Genomic DNA, 17,109 nt, shown 5'->3' with positions numbered 1-17,109 from the left:
CGCGGATGAAAAGCCATGCCACTGGAAGGATTCCTGATGTCTTTATTGCAGCGATTGGTGATTGCAGGTCTGTTATTCCCCGGGCTGTCTGCCCCCGTTTTCGCTCAGTCCTCCGAGGAGACCGCCTTCGCGCTCGGCACGATCTGGCTTGGCGTCGATGATGAAGGTCAGGGGGGACCACCGCGAAAGTGACCGGCGAAGAGGCCGCGAAACAGAACCGCGCCACGCTTGATGACACACTCAGCGTTCTGCCCGGCGTTTCTTCCACCCCCTCGGGTGGTGGATCCAGAAACGAGCGCGAGGTTTTCGTGCGCGGCTTTGACCGCTGGCATGTGCCGCTGTCGATTGACGGCATCCGCATCTTTCTGCCTGCCGACAACCGGCTGGATCATGGCCGTTTCCTGACCCCGGACCTCGCCGAGGTCCAGGTGCAGAAAAGCTATGTCTCGGTGATCAACGGCCCGGGCGGCATGGGCGGCGCGATCAACCTCGTGACCCGCAAACCGACACAGCCCTTCGAAGGCGAGGCGCGGCTGGGCATCGACGCCGGCAATCGCGGCGATGTGACGGGGCGTACGGGCTATCTCTCGCTCGGCACAAAACAGGAATTCTGGTACGGCCAGGTTTCTTACATGCGGCGCAATGTCGACGGCTTCTACCTGTCGCGCGATTATGTTCCCGATCCGCGCTACCCCTATCAGGGCGAAGGTCTGCGCAAAGACAGCGCCACCGATGACAGCCGTCTGAACCTTAAAGTTGGCTATACGCCCAATGCGACCGACGAATATGTCCTGAGCTATACCCGCCAGGAAGGCTCGAAATCGGCGCCTTACAGCACCCTGCTGCCGGTCATGGGCTATCCGGGCACCGGTCCGGGGTCGAACCAGCGGGACTGGACCTGGCCGCAATGGGATATCAGCAGCATCGCCTTCTATTCGACGACCGAAGTCGGATCCGGTACGCTGAAGACCAAGCTTTTCTACAACACGTTCGAGAATACGCTCTCGGCCTGGGACAATGCGAACCATTCCCTCCAGTCCCTTCCGCGGGCCTTCAACAGCATCTATGATGACTATTCGGTCGGCGGCAGCGTCGAATACGGGCTGAGCTTTGGCGATCACGATCTGCGGATCGCGTCCTTCTTCCGCCGCGATGTCCACCGCTCCACCAATTACGCGCGTCCGGACCATCCGACGCTGGCACGGATCGACCCGACCGAGCACAGCAAGGAACAGACCCTCTCGCTGGCGATCGAGGACACCTGGCGCGTCAATGACGAGCTGCGCATTGTTGCGGGCCTGTCCTATGACAAGGCGAAAGTGCTTGAGGCCGACCGCACTGCTGCCAGTCCGGGCAAGCCGACGGTCTCCGTCGATGCGGTGAACTGGCAGCTGGCTGCGATCTGGACCCCGGGTGCAGGCGGCGAATATCATGCGAGCCTCTCGTCCAGGACCAGCTTCCCGACGCTCTTCCACCGCTATTCGACCGGTTTCGGCTCGATGGTGCCGAACCCGGATCTGGATGCAGAGCGCGCGCTGAATTTCGAACTGGGCTATAAGGGCGATCTTGGCCCGGTGCAGCTGGAAGGCGCGGTGTTCTACAGCCGCATCACCGATCTGATCCAGTCGATTGATCTGGGGACGATCGACCCGATTTCCGGTCTTCCGCAATCGCAGCGCCAGAACCTCGCGAAAGGCACCTATAAGGGCTTTGAGATCGCGGCGAACTGGGCGGTGAATGACACTGTCGCGCTGACGGCGAATTACACCTACCTGCATACCAGCGTCAAAGATCCGGTTGTCACCACCGCGAAAGTGACCGATCTGCCCGATCACAAAGCCTATCTGCGGCTGGACTGGCAGGCGCTGGACCGGCTGACCATCTCGCCCTCGGTCGAGGTCTATGGCGGCCGCTGGTCGGATCCGGCCATTGGCTCGGGGAACCGCAACGCGCCGATCTATACGAAAATGGGCGGCTTCGCGCTGGCCAATTTCGATATGGCCTGGCAGGTGAGCGATCAGGCGAATGTGGGCTTTGGCATCCGCAACCTCTTTGACCGCAACGTCTCGGTTGTCGAGGGCTATCCCGAGGCCGGGCGTACCTTCTACCTGACCTCGCAGATCAGGTTCTGATCCATCCCACAGACGGGCTGGCCGGGCTTCACGTTTCTCACAGGGGTCAGTCTTCTGAACGCCGCTCCCATCTGATGGGAGCGGCGTTTTTCATGGGGTCTGAGGCAGAGATCAGGGGGAGATCAGGGCGCGATCAGGGGGAGGGGATTGCCACAGGCAGGCCCGCAACGCTGCCGGTGGTGACAGCAAGGCCGAAGGTTTCGCTCAGGATCGGCGCGCGGAACACGTCGGCGACCGCTCCGGCGCCGGTCACCCGCCCGCCCTTCAGCGCTACCAGATCATCGCAGAACCGCGCCGCGAGGTTCATGTCATGCAGCGCGATCACCACACCCCGCCCGGCCTCGCGCGCAAGGCCCCGTAGAGCGGATAAAAGATCAAAAGACCAGGCCAGGTCGAGCGAGGCCGAGGGCTCATCCAGCAACAGCCAGTCAGCACCCTGAGCCAGCATCATCGCAAGCCGGGCGCGTTGCGCCTCACCGCCCGAGAGGCTGTCGAGGGGGCGCGTGGCAAGCCCCTCCAGCCCGCATAGCGCGATGGCTTCGGCAATGGCCCGCTGGTCTTCCGGGCCCGCACGGCCAAAGGCGCCATGCCAGGGATATCGGCCAAGCGCCACCAGATCCTGAAGCACCATGACCCCGGTGGCTGGCGCGCTTTGCGGCATCAGCGCGACGCGGCGGGCGAAATCGCGCGACTTCCAGGCGTCAAGCGGTTTGCCGTCAAGGCGGCATGTTCCGGCATCGGCCGGGGATAGCCGGGCGAGCACCCGCAACAGGCTCGACTTTCCCGAGCCGTTGCGCCCGATCACACCACAGACCCTTCCGGGGGCCAGGCGCAGGCTGATCTCTCGCAGAACCGGCTGAGCGTTCAGCGTAAGGCCCAGATTTTCCAGATGAAATCCAACGGGGTCGCCAATGGTCATGCGGGTCACGCCGGTCTCCTTGCGAGAAAGATCATGAGGAAAACCCCGCCGCAAAGCAGCGCCATCATCCCCGCAGGGATCTGCCATGGGAAGGCCAGATTGCGGCCAAGCCAGTCGGCCAGAACCATCAGCGCAGCCCCGCATATCGTGGCAAGCGGCAGCTGTGCGCTGGCGCGGGGCGGGCCGCAAAACCGCGCGATGGCGGGGGCGATCAGCCCGATGAAGCCCGGCGGGCCGGTCAGGATCGTGCCCACAGCCGTGGCCAGCGCCGCGAGCACCACCACGCTTGCGCGGGCCCGTGTCAGCGGCAGCCCCAGCAGGCGGGCGGCGTCTGGCCCGAGAGGCAACAGGTCGAGCCAGCGGCGGAGCAGCAGCGCGAGGCCGAGAAGCGCCGCCGTCACGCTTAACGCGATGACGGCATCTGACAGGGCGATCCGGTAGGTGGAGCCGGAGAGCCAGGTCATCAGCTGCCCCGCGAGCGGATGGCCCGAGGCCAGCAGCATCGCCAGCACCGCCGACAGGAGCATCGAGACCGCCAGCCCGGCAAGCAGCAGCCCTTCGGATGAAAACCGCAGCCGCGCTCCTGCGGCAAGGATCAGGACCAGGCCTGCGAGGGCGCCAAGACTGGTGGCACCGTAAAGCAGCCCGCGTCCACCGCCACCCGTCATCACGACGCCCAGCACGAGGCCAAGTGCCGCCGCGCCGCTGATGCCGAGAAGCTCGGGGCTGGCCAGCGGATTGCCGGTCAGGCGCTGGATCAGGCAGCCCGCAAGACCGAAGGCCGCCCCGGCTGCCGCAGCACCGGCCACGCGCGGCACCCGCCAGTCGAACATGGCGAGGGGCGAGATATCCCAGCCCTCCGGACCGCGCCCGATGGCAAGGGCGGCGGCAAACAGCGCCAGAAGCCCCAGCAGGAGGAGGGGCAGCCGGGGCACAGGCCGCGTGCGGCGCGGCAAGGCGGGCAAGAGATGCTCAGGTGCGGGCTGGCTGCTTTTGCGCAACAGCGCGATCATCAGCACCGCCCCGATCAGGGCCAGAAGCGTGCCGGTCTGCACCGGGATCCAGGGGCGCAGCAGCTGGACCAGCTGATCCGCCAGCATCAGGATCCCGGCGCCCGTCACAGCAATCGCCCCAGTTCCCGGCGCGCGGCCGGTCAGCGCCCGTGCCACCAGGGGCGCGATGATGCCGAGAAAGGCGAAAACCCCGGTCAGCGCGGTCACCAGCGCGGCAAGGCTCACCGCCGCCGTCGCCAGCATGACCCGCCAGCCGCCCGGCGCCAGCCCCAGCACCCGCGCGCCCTGATCGCCAAGCGCCAGCACCTCGAGCGGCCTGCGCGCGAAAGGCGCGAGCACCAGCGCCAGCGCCAGCGCCGGGGCAAGCCGTGCGGCACTGGTCCAGCCCTCCTGCTCCAGCGAGCCTGCCTGCCAGAGGAACAGGCTTTGCAGCACCTCATGGTGAAACAGCGTCAGCACGGCATTCAGCCCGCCAAGGCTCGTGGTCACCACCAGCCCCGACAGGATCAGCGTGAGCGACGAGACCCCCTGAAGCGCGGCCAGAGCCAGCACCAGCGCCAGTGCCGCAAGCGCGCCTGCAAAAGCCGGCAGCGGCAGCCAGGCCGGCGCAAGGCCTGGCGCGTTCAGGAGTGTCAGCGTCAGCGCACATTGCGCCCCGGCGGTGATCCCCAGCGTCGCGGGCTCGGCAATCGGGTTGCGGAAAACGCGCTGCAGCAAAGCACCGGCCAGCGCGAGCGCGGCCCCCGCGAGGGCGGCGGTGACGAGGCGCGGCGCGGCGCTCAGATGCAGGATAAGCGCCGGGATATCACCCGGATCGGCCCAAAGGATCGCGGCAGGCCAGCGGCCCGGCAGCGCAGTCCCGGCATTCAGCGCGAAGAGCACCAGGGCGGCCAGGCCGGGCAAAAGGATCAGCAGGGCGCGCATCAGATCAGACCGATCCCGGTGGTGAGGGCATCGGCGAGCCGGGTGGCCGAGGCGAGACCGCCTGCGGGGAAGACCGGCGGCAAGGGAATGGCGCGCAGGGCGCCGCTTTCGATCACACGGGTGAAGAGCGCGCCCTGCGGCAGCGGCCCGGTGGCGAGGATCGGGGCGCCGGTGGCGAGGATCTCGCTGAGGCCAAGGGGCAAAGCGCCCGGCGGGCCGCTGGCGGGAAGCGCATTGCGCCCGCCGGCCCCGGCCAGCAGATCCCCGGGCAGCGAGCCTTCGGTGAAAACCAGCGCGTGTCGGCCATCTTCCAGAAAGCGGGCCAGCAGAACGGGGGCGGATTGCGGCTGGCGATGGCCCGGGTCAGGCGGTCCCGCGCATGGTCAAATCCGGTGACAAGGTCATCCGCACTGATCTGCCCCGCATCGGCGATCTCTCGGGCCAGATCGGTCGCGATCTCAAGACCGGGGCGGGAAAAGGGCATTGTCTCCAGCCAGAGGACCGGCGCGATCCGTTCCAGCCCTGCCTGCGGCCCGCGCTGCCAGTCGGCGGCAATGATCAGATCGGGGCGAGGTGAAACAGCAGCTCCATATTCGGCTCATTGAGCGGGCCGAGGTCATGCAGGCCATCGGGCAATGCCGGAACGCCGACGAGGCGGCGATAGAGCGGCAGATTGCCGGCGGCGAGCGGGTGAGCCCAAGCGCCAGCGCGGTTTCGGTCAGGATCAGTTCGGTCGTGACAAAACGGGGCGCGTGCGCATCCTGTGCACGGGCCCCGCGCGGCGCAAGGGCCGGAAGGAGCGCAGAAACCCGAGCGCCAGTGCCCCGCGCCGCGTCAGAGGGGGGAAGGGGGTCATGTCTGGCTCCGGACCGCAGCCAGAAGCGGGCGGTCATAGCGCGAGAGCCAGGCTTCGGCGGGGCTGCGCCGGTCTCGGCGAGCCATTGGCGCAGGGTGACGCGGATGACGGCCTGGGCGTGGCGGTCGGGCTTCTGCCCGGGCGCATCGGTTGCCTCGGGCGGCAGGCCGCTTTGCAGCCGCGCGCGGGTTGCGGCTTTCAGCGTCGTCAGGTCGGGGCGGCCATGGCGCGCGAGGATAGACTGGAATGCGGCATGGAGATCGGGATCGAACGGGCGGCGCTGCCCCGGGCGCACCCGCGCCGGATGCGGCGGGAAGATATGGGCAAAGGGCAGCCAGCCCTCTGGTACCGGCGTGGTCGCGGCATGGGTCAGGCCCCGGATCCCGGCGGAAGGGATCGCATGGATCGGGCAGGCGCCATCCGCCACCCGCTCGGCGCGCAGAAAAGGCGTCTCGGCAATCCAGTCACCCGGAAGCGCGGCCAGCGCCTCGCGGCAATCGTTCCAGTGCTGGCCGGCCAGCAGCAGAGCCTGGGCGCGGGCCGTCGCTGCAGGTCGAAAGAAACAGCGAAGCCCGGCATGGCCCAGCCCCAGATCAAGCGCCGGTGCGCCTTGGTCTGCGGCGACCAGGGCCGCGTCATCCGCGACCACGGTAAGGTGGCGGTCGCGGGGGCGGGGAGGCAGCCCACCTGCCTCGCAGAGCGCGATCCCGTGGTTCCAGCCCCTCGGCTCGCTGCTGAGGGTCTCGAATGCGAGAAGCTTTGCGCCGGGGGTGAGACGGGCGCGCCCGGTCTCACCTTCCAGCACCAGTGCCCCGCCGATCATTTGCGGGATACCGGTCAGGTCAAACCCCATGAACCCTGCAAGGGTGCCGATGCTCCACAAATGCCCTTCGGCCCCGAAAAGCCGGGCAAGCAACGCGAAGGTCTCGTCTTGTGAGGCATCGGTCATGGGCGCACTTTCAGAACTTCGAAGTCAGCTGCAACTCGAACCGGCGCGGCGCACCGAGAACCACCTGACCCTTTTCGGGGTAGAGATATGCCGCATAGCTCTTGTCGAAGAGGTTCGTCACGCGCAATGACAGGGTCGAGGTCTCGCCCGCCTGCCAGTCAAGCCCGGCATTGATCAGCGAGAAACTGCCGCGTTTCTCGGTATTGGCGTAATCATACCAGGCCTTGCCGACGAATTGCACACCCAGATGCGCGGTCCAGGCATCGGCGAAATCCCAGGATGCCCAGAGATTGGCCGAGGTTTCCGGCACGAGGATCGGCACATTCCCCGAATAATCCACCCAGGAAAAGGTGTTGAAATCGAAGAAGGTGAAATCGTCAAACCGCGCTTTGGTGCGGGCGATATTGCCGCTGAGCCGCAGGGTGTCGGTCACCGTGGCGCTGGCTGCCAGCTCGATCCCGCGTGAGGATTGCTGCCCGGCCTGTTGCAGCGTGAAAGACCCCGGCGCCAGCACCGGCACATTGCGCTTCACGATATCATAGGCGGTAAGCGACCATTCGGCGCGGCCATCGGCAAAGCTCTGGCGCAGCCCGATCTCGAATTGTCGCCCCGTGGTCAGGTCGAAATCGCGGAAATTCGCGGCGTAATCCATCAGCGGCACGTTCACCGGGTCGGTGGACCAGGCCAGCTGGCCGTAAACCACCGTGGTCTCAGTCGCCGCCCAGCTGAGCGCGACCCGCGCTGATGGAGAGTTGTAGCTGGCGTCAAAGCTCGTGGCGGGGTTTGCGACACCCTGGCGGCTCAGATCGAACCAGTCCTGGCGCAGGCCAAGGCTGAGCGCCAGCCCCTTGCCAAGCTCGGTGCGGTTTTCCAGAAAGATCGCGCGCTGGTCTAGGGTCGAGCGGTATTGCGCCACCGGGGTCAGGCCGGTGGGGAAACGACCGGGGCGCGGGTTGAACGGATCGACCGTGACCGAGCCGAAGCTGAAGGCACTGGCATAGCTGGATTTCGAGCGGTTCAGGTCAAAGCCGATCACCGTATGGCTGTCATAGCCCGCGATCCCATGGCGCAAGCCTGCATCCAGCCGGAAGCCGGTCTGATCCTGATCCTGGTCGATGGCGACGAATTCGCCGACCGATACCGTATCGGTCACCGGATCCCATTCATAGGTTTCAGCATTGCGGAAGCTGCGGTCAGAGCCGATGCGGTAAAGCACTGCCGACACGCGGACCGCGTCCGACGGCGCCCATTCGGTTTTCAGCTGCAGCCAGTGATCGGTGAAGTCGGTCTTCGCGTCTTCAACATTGTAGTTCAGCGCCTCGGTCCCCGCGACGAGGATCCCGTTGCGCAAAGGCGTGCCATAATAGGCCATCGGCTCGCGCTTTGCGTAATCGGCGGACAGGGTGAAGGTCAGATCAGGCGTCGCCTTCCAGCTCAGCGCGGCGGTCACGGCGCCGAGACTGTCATCCGCACCGTCGATCCAGCCGTCAGATCCATCCGCGATCACCGCGACGCGGTAGGAAAGCGTGTCCGAGAGCGAGCCGCCACTGTCGGCGCCAAAGCGCAGCCTGCCATCTGACCCCGCAAGCGCGGTCAGCAAATGGCGCGGCGCACCGTCAAACGGGCGTTTGGGCATCGCATTGACGAAACCGCCAATCGCGCCATGGCCATGGATCACCGAGCCGCCGCCTTTCAGGACCTCGAATTCCTCGATCAGCCAGCTGTCGACCGGGAAAGAGATATTGCCGCGCCCGGGAAACTGCCTGGTGCCGTCAAACAGCATCATCACCGAGCTCGTGCCCTGAAAGCCGCGCGCGGCGAAGGCATTGTCATAACCCGGTGCAGCGATCGAGGTGACCCCGGTTGCGGTCTGCGATACGGCGGAGGCGATCGAATGAAGACCGCGTTCGGCCATGGTTTCGGTGCCGATCACCTCGACGGCAGCAGGGATGTCGCGGATTTTTTCGCCCAGCCGGCTGGCGGTGGGCGCGGTGGCGTCAAGCCCCTGGCCTGCGTCGTCATCGACCGGCAGCCAGATGGTGCCAAGGCCGATGGTGGTCTCTTCTGCCAGCGCCGGCGCAGCGGCGATGGGGGTGAGAGCGGTAAGTGTCAGCAAAAGCCGCACAGATGTGCGGCGGGAAATGGACGGCATGAATTTTACCCCGAAAGGCGTTTTGCACGTCACTGCAGACTGCAAGGAACCGACGGGCAATCACCCGCATGTCATCCTTGCCATCAGGAACCCCCGCCCGATGCGCCTGCCCGTGAATATGGCCGACGGCAGGTCTCCTGGCTCGCGGGTCAGTGGGTTTCGCGCCTTCCCAGGGTCCATGAACCCCAGTGGCATATCGCGAAACCCTCGCCGCTCACAGTTGCGGGGGCAGCCGCAGATCGGGCGGATGCCCTGCTGCGTTCCCTCTTTCCTCCCTCGCGGGAACCGTCGCCTCTGCGCTACCCGCCGGGGTGGTGGTCTGTCAACGCCCGTTATCACGGGCGCGTTATAAGGGGGCATCCGGGACCCCTTGTGAGGAGCCTGTCCTGAGGGGCGGGGCGGGCGGTTGCCGTTCGGCCCCCGTCTTCATTTCTTTGCAGAAATTTCCCCAAAGCCCCGTGGTTTACCCCATGGTCTTTTGCGCGCGGGCGGATGTAACCTCTGCCCGCGCGCGCCGGGCCATGACCGGGATCCTGCGCAGGAAGGACATAGCCATGCAGACCCCGCCTTTCGTCATTTCGATCCAGAGCCAGGTCGTGTTCGGCCATGTCGGCAATTCGGCGGCGCTGTTTCCGCTTTGCGCGGCCGGGCTGGAGGTGGCGGCGATCCCGACGGTGGTGTTCTCGAATACCCCCGATTACCCGAGCCTGCGCGGTCGCGCGCTGCCCGAGGATTTTTTCGCCGATCTGCTTCTGGGCGCGATGGAGCGTGGGTTGCCCGAACGGGCCGATTACATCGTGACGGGCTATATCGGTTCGGCCGCGATCGCGCATCTGGCGGCGGAATTCATCGCAAAAGCGCGCGAGATCAACCCGCGACTGGTCTATCTCTGCGACCCTGTGATCGGCGATGCCGGCCCGGGGCGCTATGTGCCCGAAGCGGTGGTGGCGGTGATCCGCGACGAATTGCTGCCGCTGGCCGATCTGACCACGCCGAACCCGTTTGAGCTGTCGCTGTTGTCGGGGCAGAAGATTACGCGGCCTGAAGATCTGGCGCTGGCGCGGGCGGGGCTGAACCTGAGGCCTGGTGCGCGGGTAATTGCGACCGGATGCGTGCTGGAAGACAGCCCCGAGGGCTGTCTTGAAAGCGTTGTGATCACGCCGGACGGCGTGAGCCGTCACCCCGCGCCGCATTTGCCGCTGGCGCTGTCGGGGACCGGGGATCTGTTCGCGGCGCTGATCATTGCCGGGCTGGGGCGCGGTCGTTCCCTGGCCGATGCCGTTGTTTTTGCGCAAAAGCTCACCGGGATTGCGATGGGGGAGGCGGCGGCGCTCGGACGGCAGGAGGTCATGCTGAGCAGCGCGGAATTTCTGGCGGGCCTGGCAGAGCTGGCGGCGATCCGCCGCTGACCTCGGGTACCGGGCCCGTCCGCGCTGTTCTGCCTGTGGGGATGTGGCATCGGTTTCCGCCAGCTGTCTTCCTGACCAGGGCGCAGGGGCCGCCAGCAGGTCTCCTGCACAGACAGGTGCGGCGCTGCCTGGTCTGAGGATGCGAGGGCGAGGTCTGGTGCCCGGTTTTGGCAAGGCGCTGGACGCGGGCTCTTCCGTCCGCGCCATATCACCGGGGCGCCGCAGGATGGCGGCAAGAGGTGGCGTCACACAGAGGAATGGCTGAGCGTTACGACATTGCGGCCCAGGGTTTTCGACCGCAAAAGCGCGCCATCGGCCGCATCCACCATGGCAGTGATATCCTCGGAAGGCGCCATCGGGCCGCCGCCGGTTTTCACGCCGATGGAAACCGTCACGCTGAGCGTGACCCCATTGCCGCCATCGACCGGCGTGGCGCCGACCACGCAGCGCAGCCGTTCGGCAATGCGCTGCGCCTCGGCGGCGGTGGTTTCGGGCAGGGCGATCAGAAACTCCTCACCCCCGATCCGCGCCAGCATATCATCGATCCGCAGATTGTCGCGCAGGCGGCGGACCACTTCGACCAGGACAGTGTCGCCGGTGGTGTGGCCATAACAATCATTGACGGATTTGAACCGGTCGAGGTCGATTACCAGCACCGCGAATTCGCTGCCCTCGACCGCCGCCTGTTCGGCGATGCCTGCCAGGCGCGGGAAAGCATAGCGGCGGTTATAGGCACCGGTCAGCGGGTCGATGATCGCAAGCCGCAGCCCGGCCTCGATCGAGCTCCGCTCGGCATCGGCCTGTTGCTTGCGCCGCAAAAGCAGGCGGATGCGCAGATCCAGCTCTTCGGCGCTGACAGAAGGGTCGATCACGTCATGGGCGCCCATATCGAAGGCGAGCGCGGCGGTGTCACTGGTTTCCGGCGCCAGGATGCAGAACATGCTGTGGCGGAAATGCGAAATGCCGGAAAGCTGGGTCATCAGCCGCAGACCGCCGCCATGGGTGCCGGTATCGGCCTCGATCAGGAAGACATGGGTATGGGCCGCCTGTTCGCCATAGCTCGCCACTTCCGCAGGGGCATGTACGCGCGCATGGTCACGCAGCCTCGGGTCCAGCTGTTGTTTCCAGGCCTGCGCGGTCTCGGGCCGGGCGGCGATCAGGCCGACGGGGCCGACCGGCAGAAAGCTGCCCTTGCGGTCTGCGAGGCCCAGCATCTCGGGGATCTCGCACCCCCAGGCGCGTGACATCATCTGGCTTTCCTCGCGCTGGCGCAGCAGATTGCGGATCCGCGCCAGCAGGACCGACATATCGGGCGGCTTGACCATCACGTCATCTGCGCCCGCCCGCAGCGCGGCCAGCCGGCGCTCTGGCGTGTCTGGCGCGATGAGGGCAATCACCGGCAGGTTGCGGGTGCGCGGATCGCTGCGCAGCGCGGTGATCACCTGCGGGCCGGGCATATCGGGCAGGTCACAATCGATTACGATCAGATCGGGACGTTCGCGCCGTGCTGCGCGCAGACAGGAAGTGGCATCCGCCGTCAGCAGGGGCCGGAAAAAGCCATCGCTCAGCCGGACCTGGAAGATGACCCGGTTTGCCGGGATAGAGTCCGCGATCAGGATACGGCGTGGCATATCAGGCTTCCCTGCTGGAAGGTCGGTCGGAACGGGGCGCGGCGGACAATTACGGGGATTATCGGCCGATTGGGGGGGGCGGGACGGAAAGTCAGATTGCAGGATCTTCGGTTGGTCGCATGCAGGAAAGACAGCGCGGTTTTATCTGTCAGGATTTTGTTATGCAGATGGTTAACAAATCCTTTCAAATCGCTTCGATCCCGCTCACCTTTTGGCGATAAATCCTGGAATCTGTGGGTAAAGCTCTGGATAACAGCAAGGGCCAGGTCCGAGGTCGGGTTCACGATTAGAAAAATCTTCTCCCGGAGGGGGCTCGGTCGGCACTTTCCCCCAAGATCGCGCGTGGCTTCCCTGCCTTTTTTCGCGACCCACCCCGGCTCAGCCGGGACATGCGGCATTGCCGGCCGCCGATGGCTGTGGGATGGATGAAGCCTCGGACGTGCGCGATGACAGCAGGAGAACCCCCCGATGACGCAGCAGGAAAACGCGCAGATCCTGGCCCTTCAGGCCCTGGCCTGGCTTGCGGCGGATGAGGACCGGATTGGCCCGTTCCTGGCGCAAAGCGGCATCGGGATCCTGGAATTGCAGGCGCGGGCCGGCGAGACTGAGGTCCTGGCGGCGGTGATGGATTTCCTGCTGGGCGATGATGCACGGGTCGTAGAATTCGCGGCCGGGGCGGGGCGTGCGCCCGCAGAGGTGGCGGCGGCGCGGGCGGCTTTGCCCGGGGCGAGGTGCCCGACTGGACCTGAGAGCCGCCCCGATCCGGCCGCACACGCGTTTCTGGCGGCGGCTGCAGTCTGCGAGACGATCCTGTTACCCCCCGGTCCTAAGTGCAAAGGGCCGCAGCCAGAGGAACCCGCCTGATGATCGACGCCCTGCTTTTCGACAAGGATGGCACGCTTTTCGACTTTCGCAAAAGCTGGGGCGCCTGGGCGCAAAGCTTTCTGACCCAGATCGCGAGCGATGCGGATCATGCCAGCCGGCTGGCGGCGGCTGTCGGCTATCTGCCTGATACCAATGATTTTCACCCCGACAGCCCGGTCATAGCGTCGACAGCGGCGGATATAGCCGCAACGCTGCAACCGCATCTGCCGGGGGTCGGGCTGGCCGAACTGACCGGGCGGATCGACCAGGCGGCGGCCCAGGCGCGGATGGTCGAGGCGGTGCCGCTGGTGCCGCTTTTCACCGCTCTGCGGGGGCGCGGGCTGAAACTTGGCATCGTCACCAATGATTCCGAGCGCCCGGCGAAGGCGCATATGGCGGCACATGGGTTGACCGGGCTGGTCGATTACATTGCCGGCTATGACAGCGGCCATGGGGCGAAACCGGGGCCGGGGATGCTGAACGCCTTTCTGCGCGAACAGGGCCTCAGGCCCGGGCGGGTGGCGATGATCGGCGACTCGCGCCATGATATGGAGGCGGGGCACGCGGCGGGCATGACGCGGATCGCGGTGCTGACCGGGATCGCCACAGAGGCAGATCTGGCGCCGCATGCCGATCTGGTCTTGCGTGATATCGGTGCGCTGCCGGCCTGGCTGGATCAGCTGTCGGACTGATTATCTGCAGGCGCGCGCCAAAAACGACACCGGCATGTCGCCGGTTTGTTGCGCCTCTGCGCGCAGGCTCAGTCATCGTGATTCCTGACCGGGCCGTGCGCCCGGAGCTTCAGGGAGGGCCGCAGATGACCGGGGATTCAGGGATCCAGGCAGGTGACCACGCTTCTGACAGCGGGGCTGACACGGGCCGGCGCAAGCGCAGCGGCGGGCGCGCCGGGATGAAATCTCGCGGCGCTTTGGCCATTGAACAGATGCCCTGGCGAATCCCGCTGAACCCCGACCGCCCGACCGAGCCACAGGATGCCGACGGCGTCCAGCGTATCCACCGGGGTGCGATGACGATCCTCTCGGAGATCGGCATTGAGTTCCTGAACCCCGAGGCGCTGGAGATCATGCGTAAGGCGGGCTGCATCATCAACGGCACCAATGTGCGGATGGATGAGGCTTTCGTGATGGAGATGCTGGGCCATGCTCCCAGCCAGTTCACCATCACGCCGCGTAACCCCGGGCGTGAGATCGTGATCGGCGGCAAACACATGGTGTTTGTAAATGTGTCGTCACCGCCGAACTCCTGGGATCTGGAACGCGGCAAACGCTCGGGCGATTTCGCGAGCTTCCAGGAATTCATCAAACTGACGCAGTATTTCAACTGTATCCATGTTGCGGGCGGCTATCCGGTCGAACCGATTGATATTCACGCAAGCGTCCGGCACCTCGACTGCCTGCAGGAAAAGCTGGTGGTGACCGATAAGGTGGTTCACGCCTATTCGCTGGGTGCCGAACGGGTTGAGGACGTGATGGAGATGGTCCGCATCGCGGGCGGGCTTTCGCATTCCGAATTTGACGCAAAGCCGCGTATGTACACGAATATCAACTCGGTCTCGCCCCTGAAACACGACTATCCGATGCTCGACGGCGCGATGCGGCTTGCGCGGCGCGGCCAGCCGGTGGTGATCACACCCTTCACGCTGGCGGGGGCTATGGCGCCGGTGACCATGGCGGGGGCGGTGGCCTTGTCGCTGGCCGAGGCTTTGGCGGCGGTGGCGCTTTTGCAATATATCAACCCCGGTTGTCCGGTGGCGATCGGCACCTTCACCTCGAATGTCGATATGAAATCGGGCGCGCCCGCGTTCGGGACCCCGGAATATATGCGCGCGACGCAGATGACCGGGCAGCTGGTGCGGTATTACGGGTTGCCGCTGCGGTCTTCCGGCGTTTGCGCGGCCAATGTGCCCGATGGCCAGGCGATGTGGGAGACCTCGAACTCGCTCTGGGCCGCCGTGCAGTCGGGGACCAATATGGTCTATCACGCGGCGGGCTGGCTGGAGGGTGGGCTGATCGCGAGCCCTGAGAAATTCGTGATGGATTGCGAAGTGTTGCAAATGATCCAGCGCTATTTCGAGGAGGCGACTTTTGCTTCCGGCGAGGACGACATCGCGCTGGAGGCGATCCGCGAGGTCGGGCCGGGAGGGCATTTCTTTGGCTGCGCCCATACCCAGGCGCGCTATCAGTCCGCGTTCTATCAGCCCTTTGCCAGCGACTGGCGCAATTATGAGGCCTGGGCGCTGGATGGGGCGACCTGGACCGCCGAGCGGGCGCATCGGATCTATAAGCAGATCCTTGCGGAATTCGAGCCTCCGGCCATGGATCATACGGCGCAGGAGGAGCTCGCGCGCTTTGTGGCGCGGCGCAAGCAGGAAGGCGGCGCGCCGACCGATTTCTGAGCCGGAGGGCGCGCGGGGGCCACAAGCACGCCGCGGCCTTTCAGGCAGGGGCCGGGGCGTTCCACACGGGCGCCTTGTTTCTTTGTGGCGCGCCGAGGGTCAGAATCTCCACTGGCTGAGGGTATCGGTGCCGATGCGGCGTTGCGCGATCAGATCCAGGCGGGGCGCGTCTTGCAGGGCGCTGAGCCCCAGCGGGCCGAGGGCGGCGCGCCCGTCTTCTCCGATCAGCGCGCCGGCGGTGAAGCTGACCAGTTCATCGACGAGGTCCGCGCGGATCAGCGCTGCGGCGAGGCTGCCGCCGCCTTCGCAGAAGATGCGGGTCAGGCCCTCGGCGGCGAGCACTTGCAGCGCCGCCGTCAGGTCGAGATGGGGGCCGGTTCTGGGGCAGGGGAGCAGCTTCGCGCCCGTTGCGGCCCAGGCAGTCTGTGCGGCGGCGGGCGCATCGGGCCCATGCATCAGCCAGACCGGCACCTCGCGCGCGGTGCGGCCGAGGCGGCTGTCGGGGCGGTGGCTCAGCTGGCTGTCGATCACGATACGGATGGGCTGGCGGGTCGCGCCGATGCCGCGCACCGTCAGATCCGGGTCATCGGCACGGGCGGTGCCGGAGCCGATCATCACTGCATCATGCGCCATCCGCATTGCATGGACGGCGCGGCGCGACTCCGGCCCGGTGATCCAGCGGCTTTCGCCGGTGCCCGTCGCGATGCGGCCATCGAGCGTGGTTGCAAGTTTCAGCGTCACGAAGGGGAGGCCGCGGGTGACCCGTTTGAGAAAGCCTGCCGTGACCTCGGTGGCTTCGGCGGCGAGGATGCCCTCGGTCACCTCGATGCCGGCCGCGCGCAGGATCGCGTGGCCGCGTCCTGCGACGCGGGCGTCGGGATCGGTGATCGCGGTGACGACCCGCGCGACGCCGGCTGCGACCAGCGCCTCGGCGCAAGGGCTGGTTTTGCCGTGATGGGCGCAGGGCTCCAGCGTCACATAGGCGGTGGCGCCGCGCGCGGCCGCGCCAGACTGGGCCAGCGCCACGCGTTCGGCATGGGGGCGCCCGCCGGGCTGTGTGGTGCCGCGCCCGACGACCCGCCCGTCTTTCACCAGCACGCATCCCACCGAAGGGTTGGGCCAGCATGTGCCATTGCCCCGCGCCGCGAGACGCAGGGCATGGGTCATATGGGTCTCATCGATCTGACGGGTCATGGTCACTCCGGGGCCTTTTTCGGGCCCCGGGGGATTACTCCTCGGCCTTGTCGGTGGCGGGCCGCAGCTCGCTGACAAAGCGGTCGAAATCACCCGCAGCCTGGAAGTTCTTGTAAACGCTGGCAAAGCGAACATAGGCAACCGTGTCGATCCTGGCGAGGGATTCCATCACGATTTCCCCGATGGTCCGCGACGGCACATCGGTTTCGCCCATGCTTTCTAGCCGCCGCACGATGCCGGAAATCATCTGGTCGATGCGCTCGGGGTCTATGGGGCGCTTCTGCATCGCGATCCGGATCGAACGCTCCAGCTTGTCGCGGTCGAAATCCTCGCGTTTGCCATTGGATTTGACCACCACCAGATCGCGCAGCTGCACGCGCTCATAGGTGGTGAAACGCCCGCCACAGGCGGGGCAGAAACGGCGACGACGGATCGAGACGTGATCTTCGGCGGGACGCGAGTCCTTCACCTGGGTGTCGATATTACCGCAGAACGGGCAGCGCATCGCGCCCTCCTTGCTTGTTGTTATTGGCCTGCCTCAAGACCGGGTGTTCCCCCGGTTCATTGCTCTGACTATAGGCACCACCACCGGATGAGGAGAAAGGGAAAAAGTTAACCACCGGATATTGTGTGGGCCAGGTGTGGCCGGG

13 protein-coding genes and 1 riboswitch are annotated in these 17,109 nt (G+C 66.0%); of the genes, 5 read left to right on the top strand and 8 right to left on the bottom strand.

What is annotated here, in order from left to right:
• Positions 1–188: 188 nt before the first annotated feature.
• Entirely contained in the window at positions 189–2,132 is a 1,944-nt protein-coding gene (locus QNO18_RS15720) for a TonB-dependent receptor (protein WP_283178435.1), read from the top strand.
• A gap of 133 nt (positions 2,133–2,265) precedes the next feature.
• On the opposite strand, the gene QNO18_RS15715 is transcribed toward QNO18_RS15720, so the two are convergent.
• The 5 genes from QNO18_RS15715 to QNO18_RS15695 all read right to left on the bottom strand — a co-directional run bounded on the left by QNO18_RS15715 (position 2,266) and on the right by QNO18_RS15695 (position 8,945).
• On the bottom strand, positions 2,266–3,051 hold the full coding sequence (locus tag QNO18_RS15715) for an ABC transporter ATP-binding protein (protein ID WP_283178818.1): 786 nt from the start codon (positions 3,049–3,051) through the stop codon (positions 2,266–2,268).
• Between the two features lie 5 nt (positions 3,052–3,056).
• Entirely contained in the window at positions 3,057–4,988 is a 1,932-nt protein-coding gene (gene fhuB / locus QNO18_RS15710) for a Fe(3+)-hydroxamate ABC transporter permease FhuB (protein ID WP_283178434.1), read from the bottom strand.
• Positions 4,988–5,191 carry a hypothetical protein gene (locus QNO18_RS15705; RefSeq protein ID WP_283178433.1) on the bottom strand — a complete coding sequence of 68 codons (204 nt, stop codon included), beginning with the start codon at positions 5,189–5,191 and terminating at the stop codon, positions 4,988–4,990. Before QNO18_RS15705 ends, fhuB begins: the two co-directional genes overlap by 1 nt.
• Positions 5,192–5,446: 255 nt before the next feature.
• The gene (locus QNO18_RS15700) at positions 5,447–6,793 is read right to left on the bottom strand and encodes a hypothetical protein (RefSeq protein WP_283178432.1); all 1,347 of its coding nucleotides are present in this window, start codon (positions 6,791–6,793) and stop codon (positions 5,447–5,449) included.
• 10 nt (positions 6,794–6,803) lie between these two features.
• Positions 6,804–8,945, bottom strand: a complete 2,142-nt coding sequence (locus QNO18_RS15695; protein ID WP_283178431.1) for a TonB-dependent receptor — start codon at positions 8,943–8,945, stop codon at positions 6,804–6,806.
• A 109-nt stretch (positions 8,946–9,054) separates the two neighbouring features.
• Positions 9,055–9,250, bottom strand: a riboswitch (cobalamin riboswitch).
• A 249-nt stretch (positions 9,251–9,499) separates the two neighbouring features.
• Here QNO18_RS15695 and pdxY point away from each other — a divergent pair.
• On the top strand, positions 9,500–10,354 hold the full coding sequence (gene pdxY / locus QNO18_RS15690) for a pyridoxal kinase (protein ID WP_283178430.1): 855 nt from the start codon (positions 9,500–9,502) through the stop codon (positions 10,352–10,354).
• A gap of 245 nt (positions 10,355–10,599) precedes the next feature.
• Here the strand turns inward: pdxY and QNO18_RS15685 are convergent, their stop codons facing one another.
• Complete coding sequence (locus QNO18_RS15685) at positions 10,600–11,985, bottom strand: diguanylate cyclase (protein WP_283178429.1); 1,386 nt, start codon at positions 11,983–11,985, stop codon at positions 10,600–10,602.
• A gap of 468 nt (positions 11,986–12,453) precedes the next feature.
• Here QNO18_RS15685 and QNO18_RS15680 point away from each other — a divergent pair, with 468 nt between their 5' ends.
• The 3 genes from QNO18_RS15680 (at position 12,454) to QNO18_RS15670 (ending at position 15,265) form a co-directional block, all read left to right on the top strand.
• Complete coding sequence (locus QNO18_RS15680; protein ID WP_283178428.1) at positions 12,454–12,849, top strand: DUF3572 family protein; 396 nt, start codon at positions 12,454–12,456, stop codon at positions 12,847–12,849.
• The gene (locus QNO18_RS15675; RefSeq protein ID WP_283178427.1) at positions 12,849–13,541 is read left to right on the top strand and encodes an HAD family hydrolase; all 693 of its coding nucleotides are present in this window, start codon (positions 12,849–12,851) and stop codon (positions 13,539–13,541) included. Before QNO18_RS15680 ends, QNO18_RS15675 begins: the two co-directional genes overlap by 1 nt.
• A gap of 125 nt (positions 13,542–13,666) precedes the next feature.
• The gene (locus tag QNO18_RS15670; protein ID WP_283178426.1) at positions 13,667–15,265 is read left to right on the top strand and encodes a trimethylamine methyltransferase family protein; all 1,599 of its coding nucleotides are present in this window, start codon (positions 13,667–13,669) and stop codon (positions 15,263–15,265) included.
• A gap of 99 nt (positions 15,266–15,364) precedes the next feature.
• On the opposite strand, the gene ribD is transcribed toward QNO18_RS15670, so the two are convergent.
• Both ribD and nrdR read right to left on the bottom strand, forming a co-directional pair.
• Positions 15,365–16,459: a bifunctional diaminohydroxyphosphoribosylaminopyrimidine deaminase/5-amino-6-(5-phosphoribosylamino)uracil reductase RibD gene (gene ribD, locus QNO18_RS15665; protein WP_283178425.1), complete on the bottom strand. Its 1,095-nt coding sequence runs from the start codon at positions 16,457–16,459 to the stop codon at positions 15,365–15,367.
• A gap of 34 nt (positions 16,460–16,493) precedes the next feature.
• Complete coding sequence (gene nrdR / locus QNO18_RS15660) at positions 16,494–16,964, bottom strand: transcriptional regulator NrdR (RefSeq protein WP_198837080.1); 471 nt, start codon at positions 16,962–16,964, stop codon at positions 16,494–16,496.
• Between the last annotated feature and the right edge of the window lie 145 nt (positions 16,965–17,109).

The sequence above is a fragment of the Gemmobacter sp. 24YEA27 genome (genome assembly GCF_030052995.1).
Lineage (GTDB): Bacteria > Pseudomonadota > Alphaproteobacteria > Rhodobacterales > Rhodobacteraceae > Pseudogemmobacter.
This window is presented reverse-complemented; position numbering and strand designations above follow the sequence as displayed.

Excerpts from the sequence above, each read along its gene's own strand:
- QNO18_RS15715 (WP_283178818.1), bottom strand. The coding sequence starts at position 3,051 with ATGACCATTGGCGACCCCGTTGGATTTCATCTGGAAAATCTGGGCCTT.
- fhuB (WP_283178434.1), bottom strand. The coding sequence starts at position 4,988 with ATGCGCGCCCTGCTGATCCTTTTGCCCGGCCTGGCCGCCCTGGTGCTC.
- QNO18_RS15700 (WP_283178432.1), bottom strand. The coding sequence starts at position 6,793 with ATGACCGATGCCTCACAAGACGAGACCTTCGCGTTGCTTGCCCGGCTT.
- QNO18_RS15695 (WP_283178431.1), bottom strand. The coding sequence starts at position 8,945 with ATGCCGTCCATTTCCCGCCGCACATCTGTGCGGCTTTTGCTGACACTT.
- pdxY (WP_283178430.1), top strand. The coding sequence starts at position 9,500 with ATGCAGACCCCGCCTTTCGTCATTTCGATCCAGAGCCAGGTCGTGTTC.
- QNO18_RS15685 (WP_283178429.1), bottom strand. The coding sequence starts at position 11,985 with ATGCCACGCCGTATCCTGATCGCGGACTCTATCCCGGCAAACCGGGTC.
- QNO18_RS15680 (WP_283178428.1), top strand. The coding sequence starts at position 12,454 with ATGACGCAGCAGGAAAACGCGCAGATCCTGGCCCTTCAGGCCCTGGCC.
- QNO18_RS15675 (WP_283178427.1), top strand. The coding sequence starts at position 12,849 with ATGATCGACGCCCTGCTTTTCGACAAGGATGGCACGCTTTTCGACTTT.
- QNO18_RS15670 (WP_283178426.1), top strand. The coding sequence starts at position 13,667 with ATGACCGGGGATTCAGGGATCCAGGCAGGTGACCACGCTTCTGACAGC.
- ribD (WP_283178425.1), bottom strand. The coding sequence starts at position 16,459 with ATGACCCGTCAGATCGATGAGACCCATATGACCCATGCCCTGCGTCTC.
- nrdR (WP_198837080.1), bottom strand. The coding sequence starts at position 16,964 with ATGCGCTGCCCGTTCTGCGGTAATATCGACACCCAGGTGAAGGACTCG.